The sequence below is a fragment of the Streptomyces sp. CNH189 genome (genome assembly GCF_000527195.1).
In genome coordinates this window covers 66,695-84,478 of the sequence record NZ_AZUS01000019.1, presented here as the reverse complement: position 1 = coordinate 84,478, position 17,784 = coordinate 66,695, and the positions used below count along the sequence as shown (strand labels likewise).

Below are 17,784 nucleotides of genomic sequence, written 5' to 3'. Positions count from 1 at the left end.
CTGCCACCCCACAGCACCGCGCTCAGGCCGCCGCGTCCTCGACGGTGACGCCCAGCCGGCCGGCCACGGTGGTGAGGGCGGGACCGAGCGGCAGCTCGACCCGGGTCACGGCGTGCCGGTCGCCCCGGGTGGGGTCCCGGTTGACGATCAGTACGGGCTTGCCGGTCCCCGCCGCCAGCCGGACGAACCGCAGACCGGACATCACCGTCAGCGACGACCCCAGGACCAGCAGCGAGGACGCCTGCTGGACAAGCCCCCGGCACAGCTCGACCCGCGGCGGCGGCACGGTCTCCCCGAAGAAGACCACGTCCGGCTTGAGGATCCCGCCGCAGACCGTGCAGGGCACCACGCGGAAGTCCCCGACCTGCTCGTCGGTGAGGTCGGCGTCGCCGTCGGGGTTGATGCCCGCGGCGACCGGTGAGAAGCCCGGGTTGGCCTCCTCCAGCCGCTCCGCGAGCTCACGGCGCGGGCTGACCGTCCCGCAGGACAGGCAGATCACCCGCTCCAGGCTGCCGTGCAGCTCCACGACCCCCACGCTGCCGGCGGCCTGGTGCAGGCCGTCGACGTTCTGGGTGATCACGCCGGAGACCAGGCCGTGACGGGCGAACGCGGCCACGGCCCGGTGCCCGGCGTTGGGCAGGGCACGCCCGAAGGTGCGCCAGCCGAGATGACTGCGAGCCCAGTAACGCCGTCGTGCGGCGGCCTCGGCGACGAACTCCTGGTACGTCATCGGGGTGTGCCGGCTCAGGCTCCCGCCCTCGCCGCGGTAGTCGGGTATCCCGGACTCCGTGGAGATGCCGGCCCCACTGAGCACGAGCACACCGCCCGCGCGCAGCGCGTCGGCGACGGGTTCCAGGTCCGTGGTGCCCGGCGGCAGGTCGTCGGCCGGGGTCCAGCTCAAAGTGGGGCGCACACGCATGTCCACCAGGGTACGGAACGGCCGCAAGCGCCCGGCGATCTTGTGATCCGGTAGCGCGCGGGCGCGTACGGAAGGCCCGGTCGGCGGACGCGAGCCGAGGAATTGCCTTCGCCGGCTGAAGCCGGCCGGCGGCGTGAGACTTCGCCGGCTCTCCTTACCCCGTCCGACGTCCCGCGCCCGGGCCGCCCGCCTCCCCGGCCGTTTCCTCCCCGCCCCCGTCCCCGCCCCCGTCCCCGTTCCGCAGCGCCTGGCGGACCGACCACACCGTCGCCACCAGCGGCACGGCCACCACCGCGCCCACGACGCCCGCCGCGACCGCGCCCGCCACCACCGACAGGGCCACGACGACGGGATGCAGACGCACGGCCCAGCTCAGCACGAGCGGGTGCAGCACGTGCCCCTCCAACTGGCCGATGACCACGATCAGCGCCAGCACGATCAGGGCGGTCACCGGCCCCTTGGCCGCGAGCGCGACGACGGAGGCGACCGCCAGCGCCACGGGGGAGCCGATCAGCGGGACGAAGGCGGCGGCGAACTCCAGCACCGCCAGCGGCACGGCGAGCGGCACCCCGAGGGCGAACAGCGCCAGACCCACCAGGACCGCGTTGGTCACGGCCACCAACAGGATGCCGTGGGTGTAGCCGGTGAACGTCCGCCAGGCCGCGGCGCCCGCGACCGACCAGGGCCGCCGCGCCGACGGGGGCAGCTGATCGCAGAACCACCGCCAGTGCCGGTCCCCGGAGTGGATGAAGAACACCGCGCAGAACAGCGCGAGGGCGAGCACCGTGAGCACCTCCACCACCCGCCCCACACCGCTGAGCGCCGTGCTCACCACGGTGGCGCGATGGCTGGAGAGCAGATCACCGACACGGGACTGGAGGTCGTCGAACACGGTCGGGGACAGGCGGAACGGCGGCTGCTCCAGCCACCGCTCGACCCGGTCCACACCGGACACGAACTCTTCCTTCAGCGTGGTGCGTTGACCGGCGATGGTCTCGGCCACCAGGGCGAGCCCGCCGAGCACCAGCACCAACCCGCCGACGACCGCCGCCGCCACGGCGAGCGCCCGCGGCAGGAACCGGGCGAACAGGCCGGCCACGGGACGGAGCACCGCGGTGAACACCAGGCCGAGGAAGACGGCGACCGCGATGCGATGGAACTGCCCCAGCACCGAGAACGCGGCCCGTACGACGACCCCGACCGCGATGAGCCGCCACGCGTACGCGGCAGCGGTCCGCAGCACGACCGGCACCCGCGCGGCGACGGTGCCGTGCGCGCGAGGGCCGGGCGGGGCGGCCGGATCGGGGGGCGTGGACATCTCCAGCCACGTACCACTGGGCGCCCCCGGGCCAACGCGGGCGGCCCGGGATTCGCCCGCATGGGCACCGCGAGAGGACCGCACGCGCGCACCGCACCCGGCGTACGGTCACACCCGCTCCAGCAGATCCTCCGCCATCGCGCGGGCGTCCCGCAGGCACCGGCTGTCGCCCTCCAGGCCCGCCCGGACCATCGCCCCTTCCAGCAGGAACGCCACATGCCGCGCCGTCGTCCGGGCGGTGCCGGGCCGGTCGGGCAACAGCGCCGCGAGGTGCTCCCCGATCAGCCGCTCCACCTCCTCCTTGTGCACGCGCACCTGGGTTCGGCCCTCGTGTCCGGCGGGCATCTCCCCAGCGGCGTTGAGCAGCCCGCACCCGCGGAAGTCCTCCCCGTCCCCGGTGCCGGCGCCGTCGATGTAGGTGTCGAAGACGGCCAGCACGCCGTCGCGGGGATCCGGCGACGCCCCCACTCGCGAGCGGTACCGCTCCAGCCAGTCCTCGTGCCGTCCGTCCAGGTAGGCCCGTACGAGATCGGACTTGGAGGAGAAGTTGTTGTAGAGGCTCATCTTCGCCACGCCCGCCTCGGCGGTGATGGTGTCGATGCCGGTGGCCGTCACGCCGTCGCGGTAGAAGCGCCGCCCCGCGGCCACCAGGATCCGCTCACGCGCCGGCCGCCGCCTCCCCCTTCGTCCCGGTGTCTCCGCCGCTGTTTCCGGTGTCTCCGCCGTCCGCTGCCGTTCGGTCATGACTCCCCCCTCGCTGAGTAGACTGGTCTACCTAGTCTACGGGACGCGGCGCGGCCAGCCGGCCGGCACCGTCCCTCCGCCCCCGGCCCCCGAGGAAGGCATGATGACGACCCTGACCGACCACCTCATCGTCGACGGAGTGCGTGTGGCCTACCGGGAGGGCGGCAGCGGCGAGCCGGTGGTCTTCATCCACGGCACGCCCTCCCACTCCCACGAGTGGCGCGACGTCGTCCCTCACGTGGAGGCGGCCGGTCACCGCACCCTCACCTACGACCTGCTGGGCTACGGCCTCTCCGAGCGCCCGGCGCACCGCGACACCTCGGTCGCCGCCCAGACCGATCTCCTGGGCCACCTCCTCGACGTCCTCGGTCTCGACCGGGTCAGCCTCGTCGCGCACGACATCGGCGGCGCCGTCGCCCTGCGCTTCGCCCTCGCGCACCCCGGCCGGGTGCGGCGCCTGATGGTCATGGACTCGGTGAGCTACGACTCGTGGCCCTCCGCCACCTGGCGACGGATCATCGACGAGGAGCTGGACGACCACGCGGCCATGTCGCAGGAGGCGTTCGACGACCTGCTGACCCGACAGCTGACGATGACGGTCGCCGACAAGTCGCTGATGAGCGGTGACGTCCTGCGGGCCTACCTGGCGCCCCACGCGTCCCGGCTGGGCCGCGCCTCCTTCTTCGAGCACCAGGTGCGCCACTACGACTCCCGGTACACCGAGGAGATCACCGACCGGCTCGGCCGGCTCACCCTGCCCGTCCGCATCCTGTGGGGCGCGGAGGACGAGTGGCAGCCCGTGCGCTACGCCGAGCGTCTGCGCGACGACATCCCCGGCGCCGACCTCGTCGTGATCCCCGGCGCCGGCCACTTCGTCATGGAGGACGCCCCCGAGCGCGTCGTGCGCGAGATCGTCGACTTCCTCGGCTCCGGCCGGAAGGAGGACACGACGGGATCGCCCGGACGCGCGCGGTGAGCGTCAGCGGCCGGTCGCGCCGTCGAGGAGTTCGCGCAGGATGTCCGCGTGTCCCGCGTGCCGCCCGGTCTCCTCGATCATGTGGGTGAGGGCCCACCGGACGCTGGGGGCCGGGCGGCCCTGAGGGGGCCGGGGGAGAGGGGCGCCGAGGTCGGTGCACCGGTCGAGGACGCCGTCGGCCAGGCCGACCGCCTCCCGGTACCGGGCCACGACGTCGGCGACGCCGTCCCCGGGCGCGGCGCGGAACGTCGACGGCCAGTCCGTCACCGCCTGCCCGAGGAACAGCGAGCGTTCCACCCACGTCAGATGGTTGAGCAGACCGAGCAGGTTCGTCCCCGACGGCACCAGGGCGGTGCGCACCCGCGGCTCGGGCGCGCCCTCGACCTTCGCGGCGACGGACGCCCGCAGGTAGTCGAGGAAGGCGCGCAGGACCTCGGCCTCGCCGCCGCCCGTCCGGGGCGGCGGGGTGTCGCGACGCCGGCGAGGGCGTTCGGTGCCGGGCACGGTGGTCTCCTCCCTCATCCGCGGTTCAGGCGGTGCGGCGGACGAGCAGCACATGGTCGGTCACCTCGGCGGTGCGGCCGTCCGGACCGGTCGCGACGCGGCGGGACGCGTCCGCCCGCTCCACCGTCCAGACCGACGGGTCGAGGTCCATCTCCGCCGCGACCTCCCGCGCACTCGGATGACGGATCGCGGGGTTCTGGTCCCACGACCATGGGGCGGTCGAGCCGTGGTCCACCACCAGCAGGCGCCCGCCCGGCCGCAGCGCGCGGGCGGCCGAGCGCAGGACGGCCGACCGCTCCAGGCCGTACGGCGTATGCAGGTAGTGCGCGGTGACCAGGTCGAACGCGCCGGACGGGAACGACGCGCGCAGGTCCAGCCGTACGGCCGTGACCCGGTCGTGCAGGCCGAGCGAGCGGGCCAGGGCCGTGAGCCGCTCGACCGCGACGGCCGAGATGTCCGCCGCCGTGACCCGCCAGCCCCGGCGGGCCAGCCACAGCGCGTCGCCGCCGGAGCCGCAGCCCAGGTCCAGGGCATCGCCGGGACGCAGCCCCGTCACCGTCTCCGTCAGGCGGGCATTGGGGGAGGGGCGGTCCGCGGCCGGCCGGGCCGCGTGGACGCCGTCCCAGAAGGTGACCGCATCGGTCGCGCTCATCGAGACTCCTCAGGTCGTCGGGAGCCCCAGTCTCGGCAGCCGAACACCGATCCGGCACGGAATCTTGCCGTTGTGGCAAGCTGGCCCGATGGACCGGGTGACGGACGACGACGTGCTCGACGCCGTGGGGCCACGGCTCCGCGCGCTGCGCCGGGACCGCGGACTCACCCTCGCGGACGTGGCGGCGACGACCGGCGTGTCCGAGAGCACCCTGTCCCGGCTGGAGAGCGGACAGCGCCGGGCGACCCTGGAACTGCTGCTGCCGCTGTCCCGCACCTACGACGTCCCGCTGGACGACCTCGTGGGCGCACCCAGCACCGGCGACCCGCGGATCCACTTGAAGCCGGTCACCCGGTTCGGGATGACCTTCGTCCCGCTGTCCCGCCGCCCGGGCGGGGTTCACGCGTTCAAGCTGATCATCCCCGCCCGGCCGAACCTCGCAGAACCGACGCCCCAGACCCACGAGGGCTTCGAGTGGCTCTACGTCCTCAACGGCCGGCTGCGGCTCCTCGTCGGTGAGCGCGACCTGACGCTGTCACCCGGCGAGGCGGCCGAGTTCGACACCTCCCTGCCGCACTGGCTGGGCAGCGCGGACGGCAACACGGTCGAACTGCTCGTCCTGTTCGGCCTCCAGGGCGTACGCGCCCACCTCCGTACCGACCCCCGCGCCGGACACGACCGGCCGTGAGCATGCGGAAGGCCCCCGTCCGAGGACGGGGGCCTTCCGCATGGCAGGCGGCCGCCTGCGGTGGTGTCACCTCACAGCGGCGAACGCGCGGTTACGCGTGCGCGTGACCGCCCCGGTGGCCGCGGCCCGCGAACACCCGGTACAGGGCGAGGAGAATGACGGAGCCGATGATGGCCGCGATCCACGTCGACAGATCGAAGAAGCCGTCGATGGAGTCCACCCCGAAGATCACCTTGCCGAGGAAGCCGCCCAGCAGACCTCCCGCGATACCGATGAGCATGGTGATGATGATGCCGCCCGGGTCCTTGCCCGGCATGAGCGCCTTGGCGATGGCGCCGGCAATCAGACCGATGAAAATCCAAGCGATGATGCCCATCAAAAGACTCCCTTGTAGTCGGTTCGTCGAACGTGTTTCCACGATTCGCGCCTTCTAACAGGAGTCAGCTCGCCGTGACGTCGGTGTGCAGCAGATGGTGGTCGGAGTACTCGCTGTCCAGCACCTCGTGCCCCAGGGCCGAAACGCCCCGCAGGAACACGTAGTCGAACTTGCTCTGCCAGTCGGTCGTCGCCTCGCAGTCGCCGGCGGAGGAGGGCCGGCAGCCGGCGTCCGTGTCCTCGGCGAGCGCCCACATCGGGGCGAGTTCGGGGGATTCCGGTACGGCGTTGAAGTCGCCGAGCACGATGGCGCGGTCGTACCGCGCGACCTGCGGCGCGAGCACCCGGATCTGCTCCTCGCGCACCGACTCCTGACGCCGCTGCGCCAGGTGCGTGTTGAAGACCCGCACCGGCTGTCCGGCCACCTCGGTGGTGACGGCGAGGTAGCCGCGGTCCTCCGACCCGCCGTTCGGGTACTCCTCGAGGACGACGTCGGTCATCGGGGCCGCCGACAGCAGCGCCTGCCCGTAGCCCCCCGGCTTCCACGGAGCTCCCCCGCAGCGGCTCCAGTTGCGCAGCACCGGCCCGTACTCGACGTGGTAGACCAGCCCGTGCAGGTTGGCCAGGTGGTCCCTGATCCGCTCGACGTCCCGTACGCACGCCTCCTGCAGACCGACTATCTGGGGGGCGTACCTGGCGATCTCCGCCGCCCGGTCGACGTTGTCCTGGTCGCAGGGGTTGCAGAGGTTCCACGTCATGACCCGGTTCGGCACCACGTCCTTGGCGGCGTCGGCCGGCACCGTCCTGGCGAACGGGAGGCCGACGGGTGTGCTGGGACCCAGCACCAGCATGCCGGTCACCGCCACGGCGCCCGCGAGCAACCACGCACCCCTACCGAACACCCCCGCCTCCTCGACGTGGACCCTCACCGCACCCGGTGTCTCCTGCGACGAGGGTAGGCGACAAGGGTGTCAGCACCGCGTGAGGGCCGCCCGTCCGTCCGCGGAAAGGGAGTTGACGCCACTTGAGAGTGCCGGCGCGGGGGAGCGGTCCGTGACCGGACCGCCGTCAGCCGTGCATCGCCAGGCGGTGGAAGGCCGCCAGCGCCGCGTCGACGGCGTGGGGCCGGGGGCGGCCGGAGGCGTCGAGTTCGTTCCAGCGCTGGAGGTTGACCGCGACGCACCACTGACGGCCGCCGTCGGCGCGGGCCATGGCCAGCGCCCCGCCGCCCCAGACGGTGCCGCCGTGACCCCAGTACGTCTCCCGTCCCGGGCCCGGCGTCTCCATCGGATGCAGACCGAGGCCGTAGTCGATCGTCCTCCCCTCCTGCGAGACGACGGGCACGGTGCGCCGCATCTCCGCCAGTGAGGACGGGCCGACGATCTCACCGGCCGACAGCAGGGCGTGGAAGCGGTTGAGGTCCGAGACGGTGGAGATCAGCGACGCCGAGGGGCCCACCCACGACATGTCGTGGACGCTGTGGTCGCGCGGCGGGTCGATCATGCCGAACCACGACTCGTAGAGGCACGAGTGCGGCCCGTCGACGTGTGCCCCGACGGCGAGTTCGGTGTCCCGCAGTCCGGCGGGCCCGATGACGTCACGCGCGACGCACCGCTCGGCGGGCAGTCCGGTCACCTTCTCCAACAGCTGCCCCAGCAGCAGGTAGTTGGTGTTGGAGTACACCCCCGGGGTGCCGCCCGGAACGCCGACGGCCGGCGCGGCGACCCCCATGCCGATCAGCTCCACGGGGTCGAACCGCGTGAACCGCTCCTCCTCCAGGCTCTCCGGTCCCGTCTCCGCGAGCGCCGGGAACGCCTTCAGTGACGGATAGGCGTACGGGAGATACTCGGCGAGACCACTGGTGTGGTTCATCAGCATCCGCACCGTGACGGCGTCCCCGCGCGCACCCGGGACCAGCTCCGGCAGATACCGCGAGACCGTGGCGTCCAGCCCGATCAGCCCGGCCTCGACCTGCCGCAGCACGGCGGCGGCGGTGAAGGTCTTGGTGATGCTGCCGACGCGGTGCCGCATCCCGGCGGTGACGGGCCGGCCCGTCGTCACGTCGGCCACCCCGGCGGCGCCCCGCCAGACCTGCTCGCCGTCCCGCACCTCGGCGAACAGCCCCGGCATCCCGGCGCGGTGGACGGCCTCGAGGGCCGCGTCCAGCGCGTCCGTGTCCAGGCGGTTTCCCATGACGTGCCTCCTTTCGGCTCCGGGCCGGGCCCCGCAAGGGGCGACGCCGGGCCCGCTCATGCACCCATTATGCACGCGGTGCGTGCAACACCAAGTGCATAAGCTAGGGTGGACCCGGTCACCCCGGACGATGACGGCGGAAGGAACGCGATGGCAGGCCGCAGGCGCTGGTCGACCGAGGAGATCCTGGACGCGGCGGCGGACCTGCTGCGCACGAGCGACGCCGAGTCGTTCAGCGTGCGCAAGCTGGCGGCGGTGCTCGGCACCGACTCCTCCAGCCTCTACCGGCACTTCCGCAGCAAGACCGAACTGCTGCGCGCGGTCGCCGACCGCACCCTCCTCGCCGCCCTGGACGGCTACCGCCCCGAGGGCGACTGGCGCCGGCGCATCACGTCCCTGGCCCTGCGGATCAGGGAGGCCTTCGGCCGGCAGCCGCAGCTCGCGGCGGTGTGGGGCCGCTACGCCTCGAGCGGCACCGGCTCCCGGCTGATCATGGAGGAAGTGCTTCAGGCGCTGCGCGCGTCGGGCCTGCCGGACGAGGAGATCCCGGCGCGCTACCACCGTCTGGCGGTGCTCATCGCCGCGCTGATCGCCTCCGACGCCGGCATCGGCACGGTCACCGCCGAGGAGCGGGAACAGGGCCTGGAACTGTTCCGCGTCGCGGTCCTGGGCGCCGACCCCGAGCGCTTCCCGGCGCTGGCCCACTTCGCCCGTGACGTCCGCCCGCTCGGCGCGGACCGCTCCGCCGCCTTCGAGGAGATCCTCGCCGCCCACCTCGACCACATCGAGGCCGCCGTCGAGCGCGGCTGACGGCTCGCCCCCTCGGGGAGGACGAGCGCCTCCCGGTCGACGTGCTCAGCGGCGTCCGCGGGTGTTCAGCCGGGCCGCCTGACGCGTCAGGTGGTCGCGCTCGGCGAGGTTCGGGGCCTTCAGCGCGGCCTCGGCGTACAGCGCCGCCGCCTTCTCCAAGTCCCCGTCGCGCTCATGGAGGTACGCCGCGACCGCCGCGTACCGGGGCAGCGAGTCGTCCAGTGCCGCGAGTTCCGCCAGCCCGGCGCGCGGCCCGTCGGCCTCGCCGACGGCCACCGCGCGGTTGAGCCGCACCACAGGGCTGCCGGTCAGCCGGACGAGTTCGTCGTACCACTCGACGATCTGCACCCAGTCCGTCTCCTCGGCGCTGCGCGCGTCGGCGTGCAGCGCCGCGACGGCGGCCTGCGCCTGGAACTCGCCCAGCCGGTCACGGGCCAGGGCTGCCTGGAGGATGCCGATGCCCTCGGCGATCAGGGTCGTGTCCCACCGGCCACGATCCTGCTCGGCGAGCGGCACCAGGCTCCCGTCGGGCGCGGTACGGGCCGCCCGCCGCGCGTGGTGGAGCAGCATGAGTGAGAGCAGCCCCGCCACCTCCGGGTGGTCGATCACGGCCGCGAGCTGCCGGGTGAGCCGGATCGCCTCGGCCGCCAGGTCGACATCGCCCGAATAGCCCTCGTTGAACACCAGGTACAGGACCCGCAGCACCGTGGACACGTCGCCGGGCCTGTCGAACCGCACACCGGAGACGGTGCGCTTGGCGCGGCTGATGCGCTGCGCCATGGTCGCCTCCGGTACCACGTACGCCTGCGCGATCTGCCGCGTGGTCAGTCCGCCGACGGCTCGCAGGGTGAGCGCGACCGCGGACGCCGGCGTCAGCGACGGGTGGGCGCACAGGAAGTACAGCTGGAGCGTGTCGTCCACCGAGGGCGCGGGCCCCGGCGGCGGCTCCTCCACGACCCGGTCCTCACGCCTGCGGCGCGCGGTGTCGGCCCGGGTCGCGTCGAGGAACCGGCGCCAGGCCACGGTGACCAGCCAGCCCTGCGGATCGCGCGGCGGGTCCTGCGGCCAGACGCGGACCGCCTCCACCAGCGCCTCCTGCACGGCGTCCTCGGCCGCCGCGAAGTCCGCTCCGCGGCGGACGAGGATCCCGAGCACACGCGGGGTGAGCGCCCTCAGCAGCGCCTCGTCCATCGGCGAGGTCACTCGGTGACGGTGGGGTGCGCGGTGAGGAAGGGACGCACCTCGAGCCACTCGTGGATCGGCCGGCCGCCCGCACCGGGCGCGGCCGACAGCTCCCCGGCCAGTTCGACGGCGCGCTCATGGCTGTCGACGTCGATCACCATCCACCCGGCGATGAGGTCCTTGGTCTCGGCGAACGGCCCGTCGGTCACCGGCGGCCGCCCCTCGCCGTCGTACCGGACCCACGACCCCTCGGGCGCCAGCGCCTGGCCGTCGACGAACTCGCCGGTCTTCTCCAGCCGGGCGGCGAAGTCGTTCATGTAGCCCACGTGCGCGGAGATCTCCTCCGGGGTCCACCGGTCCATCGGAACGTTGTTCACCGGGTCCGGGGCGCCGCGGTAGTGCTTCAGCAGCAGGTACTTGGCCATCGTGGTTCTCTCCTCGGTGCTGGTGCGACCCATTGTCGTCGCGTTCACAGCGGGGACGGAGCCGGACGGCGGTTCTCGACATCACCGGCGAAGATTCTTTCCAGGCGTCCGGACGGGATGCGTGGCCCGCGTCGCGTGTGCATGGTGGGAGGGTCCGAGGCCACGGGAGCCACCATGTCGTACGACAACCTGGTCATCGTGCTCGCCGTGGCCGCGGCCGTTCCGTTCCTCCTCGCCCTGGTGCCCCGCCTGCCACTGCGTCGCCCCCATCTTCTTCGTCGTCACCAGCGGCATCCAGTTCGACCTGGTGGCGCTGTTCGCCGACGCCGGCACCGTCCTGCGGGTGCCGCTGTTCCTCGCGGCCCTGCTGCTCGTGCGCGGACTGCCCGCACTGCTCTACCGCAGGGCGGGCCTCTCCCGGGCGGAACTCGTCGCCGCCGGACTCCTGCAGGCCACGTCCCTGCCGCTGATCGTGGCGGCCGCGACGATCGGGGTGCGGCTCGACGCCATCCGGCCGGAGAACGCGGCGGCGCTGGTGGCGGCGGGACTGCTGTCCTGCATCGTCTTTCCCCTGGTGGCCCTGCCTCTGCTCGGCCGCTCGGGCACCGCACCCGGGCGGGGCGACGGTCCCGCCGAGATGCCGGGCCGCCCCGACTCCTGAAAAATGGGGACTGCCCGCTCGGAGAATGGGGATGCGACATGGCCGTCATTTCACGCGGGTTCCACGGTCGGGAGCGGGACAAGGGGCACGAACTGCCTCCCGGGCAGTACGAGACCACCGGATTCCCCGTGCTGTCCGCGGGCCCCACGCCGGAAGTCAGCCTCGACGACTGGGAGTTCACCATCCGCACCGAGACGGGTGTGCGACACCTGTGGAACTGGGAAGAGCTGATGGCGCTGCCCTCCCAGGCCCCGACCGTCGACCTGCACTGCGTGACCAAGTGGTCGAAGTTCGGCACGCGATGGCAGGGCGTCTCCCTGGACGTCCTGCTGGAGGACGTCGAGTCCGGCGCCGAGTACGCCCTCGTCCGCTCCTACGGCGACTACACCACCAACATCCCGGTGGAGGACCTCCTCGACGGGCGGGCGTGGATCGCCTACCGCTACGACGACGACGAGATCCCCCCGGAACACGGAGGTCCGGCGCGCCTGCTCGTCCCGCACCTGTACTTCTGGAAGTCCGCGAAGTGGGTGCGCGGCATCCAGCTGCTCGACGAGGAGGAACGCGGCTTCTGGGAGACCGTCGGCTACCACGATTACGGTGACCCATGGCGCGAGCAGCGGTATCAGGGCGACTAGGCGGGCGGCTGCTCTGGCTGCCGGCCCGCCTGACCGAGCGGCGGGACGAGTCGGACAACGCCCGCACCCTCGTCTTCGACGTACCCGGCTGGCCGGGCCATCTTGCGGGGCAGCACGTCGACGTGCGGCTCACGGCGGAGGACGGCTACAGCACCCAGCGCAGCTACTCCATCGCCTCGGCGTCCGACGGCGAACGCGTCGAGCTGACCGTCGAGCGGGTCGACGACGGTGAGGTGTCGCCGTACCTGGTGGACGACCTGGCGGTCGGGGACCTGGTGGAGCTGCGCGGGCCGGTGGGCGGCTGGTTCGTCTGGCGGCCCGACGTCCAGCGCGAGCCCGTCCTCCTCGTCGGCGGTGGCTCGGGCCTGGTCCCGCTCATGGCCATGATCCGCACCCGGCGCGCCGCCGGCAGCCGCGTCCCCTTCCGGCTGCTGTACAGCCTGCGCGGCCCTGAGTCGCAGCTGTTCGTGAGCGACCTGCGGACGGACGACCCGGGGCTCGACAAGACCTTCCTCTACAGCCGCTCCGCTCCGGAGCGCTGGCCGCGGCCACCCGGGCGTATCACCGCGAACGATCTCACCGCCGCGGGATGGCCGCCGGACTTCGAACCGACCTGTTACGTCTGCGGATCCACCGGATTCGTCGAAACGGCGGCCGGCTTGCTCGTGGCACTCGGACACGACCCCGGCCGCATCCGAACCGAACGTTTCGGACCCACCGGGTAAGCGAAGGAACGGGATTCCCATGACCGTCACGCAAGGCTTCCTCGACGGCAACGCCGCCGCCGGGGACCTGGAGTCGCTGTTCGGCACCGACATGACCATGGCCTCGGGGCAGTGCCAGGGCTGCGGCCGGCGGATGATGCTGGCCGAGACGCACGCCTACCTCGGGGGCCCCGGTACGGTGCTGCGCTGTCCCGGCTGCGGGGACGTGCTGCTGCGCATGGTCCGCTCCCCGCAGCACATGTGGTTCGACGCGAGCGGCCTGAACTACCTGCGGGTGCCCGCGTCCGCCTGACGACGGACTCATGCGTCAGCGCCGGCCCGCGAAGGCAGAAGGAGAGCGGCTGTCGACGGGCACGGCCGCCGGCCCGCGCGAAACGGGCGGCGGCCGTGGGGAGTTGCGGCGGGCCGGCGGCTCGTCAGCGGCCCGGGAGCCGCTGCTGCACCTCCTGCAGCACCCAGCCGTTGCCGTCCGGGTCGCTGAAGGTGGCGAAGGAGCCGTAGGACATCCGGTCCGGGTGGAGACCCGGCAGCCGGCCCTGGCCCTGGCCGGGGTCGTGGGTGATGTCCCCGCCGCCGTGGCCGTGGTAGACGACGGCGCCGGCGTCGTGGAAGACCTCGCTCACCTCGACACCGCGGTCGACGAGTTCCGCGCGGCTCTTCTCGATGTCGGTGACGACGAGGTACATGCCCTGCGCGGAGCCCGGCGGCACGGACGTGATGCCCTTGCCGAAGATGACCGAGCACTCCGAACCGGGCGGCGTGAAGTGCACGGCACGCCAGTCCTCGCTGGCCGCCTTGTCGAGGTCCAGGCGGAATCCCAGGCCCTCGTAGAAGGCCTTGGCCCGGTCGACGTCCGAGACGGGCAGCACGATGAGTTCGAGCTTCAGATCCATGAGAGTGTCTGCTTTCCGTGGACGGGAGTCCCGTTCCGCCGACCGGAGTCCGGCACGACGCCGTCGGCCGGGAGGCCGCACGGCCGCCCGTGGGCGGCACATGGGCCCCGGTCCCCGGCGGCCGTGCGTGACTCAGGCGACGGCGACGACCGTCTTGCCGGCCGTCCCGGACTTGGTGCGGAACGCGTCCGGCGCCTCGGGAAGCGTGCGCACGCTTCCCACCAGGGGCCGCAGCCGGCCCTGCCGGCACCGGTCGACGACCTGCGCGAGGTGGTCACGACCGGGCTCGACGATGAAGTACAGGGCCCGGCCGTCCACGGGCCGTACGGTCGGAGGGCGGGAGATACTGATCAGTGTGCCGCCCGGTCTGAGGACGGCGGCCGAGCGGTCGAGCACCGTCCCACCGACGGCGTCGAAGACGAGGTCGACGGAGCCCACGGCTTGCTCCCACGCCGGCTGTTCCAGGTCGACGAACTCCTCGGCGCCCAGTTCCAGCACCCGCTCCCTGCTCTTCGCGCGGCCCGATCCCAGCACACGCGCGCCGGCGTCCCGGGCGAGCTGTGTGGCTGCCATTCCCACCCCCCCTCCCGCTCCGTGCACCAGCACGCTCTGCCCGGTCTCGATCCGGCCGTGCACGAACAGCCCCTGCCAGGCGGTGAGGCCCGGCATCGGCAGGGCCGCCGCATGCACGTGATCGATGCCCGCGGGAAGTGGCGCGAGATTACGTGCCTCCACCGCCACGTACTCGGCGAGGGTGCCGTCCCGGTTCCAGTCGGTCAGGCCCACCACCCGCTGTCCCACGGACAGTCCGGTGGTGCCGGCCGACACCTCCGCGACTTCCCCCGACACCTCGTGCCCCGGTACGACGGGGGCCCGCTCCCTGCCGCCCCGGTCGACCCACGAGGCGGGCCAGGTGAGTTCACCGGGGGTGAAGCAGGCCGCGTGCACCTTGACGACGACGTCACCCTCGCCCGCGTACGGATACGGGGCCTCCTCCGCGACCAGACCGGCCACGGGTGCGTCGCGATCATGAGCTCGTATCGCTCTCATCGAGGCCCCCTGACGGGTGTGGAAGACCTCCTCCTTCCAGCATGAGGGTGGAACGCCCCCAGGTCGAACGGAGCGGCGAAGTTTCGCACGCGCCCCTGTGCGCCGCCATCGCACGACCGGAGGCCGCCGGCCCTGCGGTGCGCCCGCCGGCGCGGGCGGTCCGGCGGGTGGCTCCTCACTCCATCGGCGCAACCCCACCCGCACCGGCAGGAGCCGCGGCACGGCTGTACGTCCCCTGTCACGGGGCATGCCCGTCATTACGTAAGGAACAGTGGCATGCCGGTAATTGGGGCGATGCCACGTTCGGTCCGCGAAAGGAGAAGGGAACCCTCGCCACCGGCCGGAGCAGGCCCCCGACGCGCTGCTCGCGGCCCTGACCGAGTTCCTGCGCACCGGCAGCGCCGACGCCTCGCCGATGCCGGCCGGGAAGTAGGCACCGGGACCGCCCTGCGGCCGCGCGGACCGCGCCGATCGGCACCGGTCCGCGCGGCACGCCGTTGCCGCGAGCAACGACGTGCTTGCGTTCCGATGCGTCACCGTTCAGACTGGTGATATGAGGCATGCGTTCCCCGGCGGCACCCCGGCACTCGACTTCCCGGGCACACTGCGTTTCCGGCACCGCTCCGAACCGCGGGAGGACCTGGACTCCCCGGCGAGCCTCGGGGCGTGGTTCCGCGAGGCGGGCATCACCGTGGACGACGTCCCCGCCGGGCCGGACGACCTGCGCGAGGCGCTGACCCTCCGGGAGGCGGCCCACCTGCTGGTGCGGGCCGCCATCGCGGGCGAGGACTACGACCCGGACGCGCTGACACTGGTGAACGCGTATGCGCGCAAGCCCACGCCCGTGCCCCAACTCACCCCCGAGGGGCGGCAGGTGGACGCCACCGTCGAGCAGGGGCTCGCCCACGTCGCCCGCGACGTCGTCGTGACGCTGAGCGGTCCGGACGTGCCGTTGCTCAAGGAGTGCGGCAACCCCGAATGCTCGCAGGTCTTCATCGACCGGTCCCGCGGCGCGCGCCGTGAGTGGTGTGCCATGGACCCCTGCGGCAACAAGATCAAGGCCGCTGCCTACCGCGCCCGCAAGCGGGCGAACGGGCTGCTCACGGCCCGGCGGTCCGGCTAGCGCCCGGCCCCCGCGCACCCGCACCCTCACTCGTACCATCACGGTCCGCCGTCCACGCGAGGCGCGCACGGCGACCTCGACGGCCTTGATGGCCCGCGCCCGCCGCCCGCCCCTCGCCGCGAAGGCCCGCGCCGCCTGTGCGAAGCTGGTCACATCCTCGAGACCGGGTCCGCCGACGCCGCGCCGTGCGCCGGGCTGCTTCCCGCACCGGACGGATGCCGAGGGGCGCGCGGCGGGCCGGCCGGGCCGGAGGGAGGCCGACCATGCCTTCTCGTCAGTCCGTCCTCGTCACCGGCGCCGGCGGTGTGGGCCGCGCGGTGATCCAGCACCTTCGCGCGGACGACGTACCGGTACGCGTCCTGGTCCGTCGCGACGACGAGCGGGCGGCCGAACTCCGCCGGCTCGGCGCGGAAGTGGTCCTCGGTGACCTCACCCGGCCCGAGACCGTCGCCGCCGGCCTGTGGGACATCAACCGCATGTACTTCGCCATGCCGGTCTCCCGTGATCACCTGCTGGCCGCGGCCGTCGTGGCGAGCGTGGCCCGCGAGTACGGCGAGCTGGACGTCCTGGTCGGCATGTCCCAGATGACGGTGTCGCAGATGACCGCCACCAGCACCGACGAGTCCCACCAGCAGCGCCTGCACTGGCTGGCCGAGCGGGTGCTCGACTGGTCCGGTCTGCCCGTGGTGCACGTCCGGCCCACGTCGTTCCTGGACAACCCGCTGTTCACGACGCTCGCCGCCCGGTCGATCACGGCGGACGGGACGCTCGCCCTGCCCTTCGGCGGCGGACGCACGTCCCCCGTCGCGGTCGCCGACGTCGCCCGGGTCGTGGCCGGCCTGCTGGCCGGCCGGCGGCGGCACTTGGCCCACGTCTACGAGCTGACCGGCCCGCAGGCGATGGACATGACGGAGATGGCCGGGGCGTACTCCCGGGCGCTCGGCCGGTCCGTCGTCTACGCGGACGTGCCCCTGGAGCGGTGGCGGGAGGAGGTCCTCTCCCGGGCGGGGCTGCCCCCGCACATCGAGGACCACATCGTCACCATGTGCCGGCTGCACCAGGAGAACCGCTACGACCGGGTCACCGACGACGTGGAGCGGGTGACGGGCGTACCGGCCCAGACCGTCGAGGAGTTCGTGGCCGCCCGCCGGGACCAGTACCTCGCCCCCGAGCCCGCCGACCACCTCGGCTGAGCGTTCCGACCCGCCGGCCGTCCCAGCTGCTGAGCGCGCCACCCAACGCGTCACCTGTTTGACAGGTGACGAGACATGCCGCATCCTCGTCACCATCCCAGCCGGTGACGCATTCGGCGTCCCGGTCACCTCTCCCGAAGTGGATGCGTCACCGCATGAACCTCAAGCTGGAACTCGTCGTCCTGCCCGTCTCCGACGTCGACCGGGCCAAGGCCTTCTACGAGCGGGCGGGCTTCCGCCTGGACGTGGACAAGGCCCCCGTCGAGGGATGGCGCGCCGTACACCTCACGCCCCCCGGCTCCGAGGCGTCGATCCTCTTCGGCGAGGGACTGACCACCGCCGAGCCCGGCTCGGCGCAGGGCCTGTACCTGATCGTCACCGACATCGAGGCGGCCCGTGCCGAGCTCCTGGAGCGCGGCATAGCGGTCAGCGAGGTCTTCCACGACGGCGGAGGCGTGCTCTTCCACGGCCACGCCGACGGCACCGCCACCCACGACCTGCCCGCCCAGCAGCGCCTGTCCGGCCGCCACCCCGAGGGGCTCTCCTACGCCTCCTACGCCACGTTCAGCGACCCGGACGGCAACGGCTGGGTCCTGCAGGAGATCACCGAGCGCTTCCCCGGCCGGTAGGGGAGTCCGTGCGGGGCGGCGGCCGGCACCGGCCGCCGCCCCGCCGCGGGCACAGGCCCGCACCACCGCCACGACCTCAGGATCAG

At 73.0% G+C, this 17,784-nt stretch carries 22 protein-coding genes; 10 read left to right on the top strand and 12 right to left on the bottom strand.

Going from position 1 to position 17,784, the window contains the following annotated elements; all coding sequences use genetic code 11:
* Positions 1-22 precede the first annotated feature (22 nt).
* The 3 genes from B100_RS0124400 to B100_RS0124390 all read right to left on the bottom strand — a co-directional run bounded on the left by B100_RS0124400 (position 23) and on the right by B100_RS0124390 (position 2,981).
* Positions 23-919 carry an NAD-dependent protein deacetylase gene (locus tag B100_RS0124400; protein WP_024887033.1) on the bottom strand — a complete coding sequence of 299 codons (897 nt, stop codon included), beginning with the start codon at positions 917-919 and terminating at the stop codon, positions 23-25.
* Between the two features lie 154 nt (positions 920-1,073).
* The gene (locus B100_RS0124395) at positions 1,074-2,237 is read right to left on the bottom strand and encodes an AI-2E family transporter (protein WP_024887032.1); all 1,164 of its coding nucleotides are present in this window, start codon (positions 2,235-2,237) and stop codon (positions 1,074-1,076) included.
* 108 nt (positions 2,238-2,345) lie between these two features.
* Positions 2,346-2,981 (bottom strand): TetR/AcrR family transcriptional regulator, encoded by a 636-nt coding sequence (locus B100_RS0124390; RefSeq protein WP_078541161.1) that lies wholly within the window; start codon positions 2,979-2,981, stop codon positions 2,346-2,348.
* 100 nt (positions 2,982-3,081) lie between these two features.
* Between B100_RS0124390 and B100_RS0124385 the strand changes: the two genes are divergently transcribed.
* Positions 3,082-3,957, top strand: coding sequence for an alpha/beta fold hydrolase (locus B100_RS0124385; protein WP_486585697.1), 876 nt, complete (start codon positions 3,082-3,084; stop codon positions 3,955-3,957).
* 3 nt (positions 3,958-3,960) lie between these two features.
* Here the strand turns inward: B100_RS0124385 and B100_RS0124380 are convergent, their stop codons facing one another.
* Positions 3,961-4,479, bottom strand: a complete 519-nt coding sequence (locus B100_RS0124380; protein ID WP_106967078.1) for a DinB family protein — start codon at positions 4,477-4,479, stop codon at positions 3,961-3,963.
* A gap of 7 nt (positions 4,480-4,486) precedes the next feature.
* Entirely contained in the window at positions 4,487-5,113 is a 627-nt protein-coding gene (locus B100_RS0124375; RefSeq protein WP_024887028.1) for a class I SAM-dependent methyltransferase, read from the bottom strand.
* Positions 5,114-5,201: 88 nt separating this feature from the next.
* Here B100_RS0124375 and B100_RS0124370 point away from each other — a divergent pair, with 88 nt between their 5' ends.
* Positions 5,202-5,801: a helix-turn-helix domain-containing protein gene (locus B100_RS0124370; RefSeq protein ID WP_024887027.1), complete on the top strand. Its 600-nt coding sequence runs from the start codon at positions 5,202-5,204 to the stop codon at positions 5,799-5,801.
* 91 nt (positions 5,802-5,892) lie between these two features.
* Here the strand turns inward: B100_RS0124370 and B100_RS0124365 are convergent, their stop codons facing one another.
* The 3 genes from B100_RS0124365 to B100_RS0124355 all read right to left on the bottom strand — a co-directional run bounded on the left by B100_RS0124365 (position 5,893) and on the right by B100_RS0124355 (position 8,369).
* On the bottom strand, positions 5,893-6,177 hold the full coding sequence (locus B100_RS0124365; protein ID WP_024887026.1) for a GlsB/YeaQ/YmgE family stress response membrane protein: 285 nt from the start codon (positions 6,175-6,177) through the stop codon (positions 5,893-5,895).
* A gap of 64 nt (positions 6,178-6,241) precedes the next feature.
* A complete protein-coding gene (locus B100_RS0124360) occupies positions 6,242-7,078 on the bottom strand; it encodes an endonuclease/exonuclease/phosphatase family protein (RefSeq protein ID WP_078541168.1) in 837 nt (278 codons plus the stop codon).
* Positions 7,079-7,244: 166 nt separating this feature from the next.
* Complete coding sequence (locus tag B100_RS0124355) at positions 7,245-8,369, bottom strand: serine hydrolase domain-containing protein (protein ID WP_024887024.1); 1,125 nt, start codon at positions 8,367-8,369, stop codon at positions 7,245-7,247.
* Between the two features lie 150 nt (positions 8,370-8,519).
* Between B100_RS0124355 and B100_RS0124350 the strand changes: the two genes are divergently transcribed.
* Positions 8,520-9,179, top strand: a complete 660-nt coding sequence (locus B100_RS0124350) for a TetR/AcrR family transcriptional regulator (RefSeq protein WP_024887023.1) — start codon at positions 8,520-8,522, stop codon at positions 9,177-9,179.
* A gap of 45 nt (positions 9,180-9,224) precedes the next feature.
* On the opposite strand, the gene B100_RS0124345 is transcribed toward B100_RS0124350, so the two are convergent.
* Positions 9,225-10,370: a DUF6596 domain-containing protein gene (locus B100_RS0124345; protein WP_024887022.1), complete on the bottom strand. Its 1,146-nt coding sequence runs from the start codon at positions 10,368-10,370 to the stop codon at positions 9,225-9,227.
* An 8-nt stretch (positions 10,371-10,378) separates the two neighbouring features.
* On the bottom strand, positions 10,379-10,786 hold the full coding sequence (locus tag B100_RS0124340) for a YciI family protein (protein WP_024887021.1): 408 nt from the start codon (positions 10,784-10,786) through the stop codon (positions 10,379-10,381).
* Position 10,787: 1 nt separating this feature from the next.
* On the opposite strand from B100_RS0124340, the gene B100_RS36595 reads away from it, so the two are divergent.
* Genes B100_RS36595 through B100_RS0124320 form a run of 4 tightly spaced genes read left to right on the top strand, consistent with a single transcriptional unit; the run spans position 10,788 to position 13,102 of the window.
* On the top strand, positions 10,788-11,447 hold the full coding sequence (locus B100_RS36595; protein ID WP_486585700.1) for a cation:proton antiporter domain-containing protein: 660 nt from the start codon (positions 10,788-10,790) through the stop codon (positions 11,445-11,447).
* A gap of 38 nt (positions 11,448-11,485) precedes the next feature.
* Positions 11,486-12,085, top strand: a complete 600-nt coding sequence (locus B100_RS0124330) for a sulfite oxidase-like oxidoreductase (protein ID WP_024887019.1) — start codon at positions 11,486-11,488, stop codon at positions 12,083-12,085.
* Positions 12,055-12,810: a ferredoxin reductase gene (locus B100_RS0124325; protein WP_024887018.1), complete on the top strand. Its 756-nt coding sequence runs from the start codon at positions 12,055-12,057 to the stop codon at positions 12,808-12,810. The genes B100_RS0124330 and B100_RS0124325 overlap by 31 nt, the downstream gene beginning before the upstream one ends.
* A 19-nt stretch (positions 12,811-12,829) precedes the next feature.
* Positions 12,830-13,102, top strand: a complete 273-nt coding sequence (locus B100_RS0124320; RefSeq protein ID WP_024887017.1) for a DUF6510 family protein — start codon at positions 12,830-12,832, stop codon at positions 13,100-13,102.
* 124 nt (positions 13,103-13,226) lie between these two features.
* Here the strand turns inward: B100_RS0124320 and B100_RS0124315 are convergent, their stop codons facing one another.
* Both B100_RS0124315 and B100_RS0124310 read right to left on the bottom strand, forming a co-directional pair.
* Positions 13,227-13,703, bottom strand: a complete 477-nt coding sequence (locus B100_RS0124315) for a VOC family protein (RefSeq protein WP_024887016.1) — start codon at positions 13,701-13,703, stop codon at positions 13,227-13,229.
* Positions 13,704-13,835: 132 nt separating this feature from the next.
* Entirely contained in the window at positions 13,836-14,753 is a 918-nt protein-coding gene (locus B100_RS0124310; RefSeq protein ID WP_024887015.1) for an NADP-dependent oxidoreductase, read from the bottom strand.
* A gap of 553 nt (positions 14,754-15,306) precedes the next feature.
* Between B100_RS0124310 and B100_RS0124305 the strand changes: the two genes are divergently transcribed.
* From B100_RS0124305 to B100_RS0124295, 3 genes are all read left to right on the top strand, one after another.
* Positions 15,307-15,876, top strand: a complete 570-nt coding sequence (locus tag B100_RS0124305) for an ABATE domain-containing protein (RefSeq protein WP_024887014.1) — start codon at positions 15,307-15,309, stop codon at positions 15,874-15,876.
* Positions 15,877-16,139: 263 nt separating this feature from the next.
* Positions 16,140-17,069 (top strand): NmrA family NAD(P)-binding protein, encoded by a 930-nt coding sequence (locus B100_RS0124300; protein ID WP_024887013.1) that lies wholly within the window; start codon positions 16,140-16,142, stop codon positions 17,067-17,069.
* Between the two features lie 155 nt (positions 17,070-17,224).
* The gene (locus B100_RS0124295; protein WP_024887012.1) at positions 17,225-17,698 is read left to right on the top strand and encodes a VOC family protein; all 474 of its coding nucleotides are present in this window, start codon (positions 17,225-17,227) and stop codon (positions 17,696-17,698) included.
* Positions 17,699-17,784 lie beyond the last annotated feature (86 nt).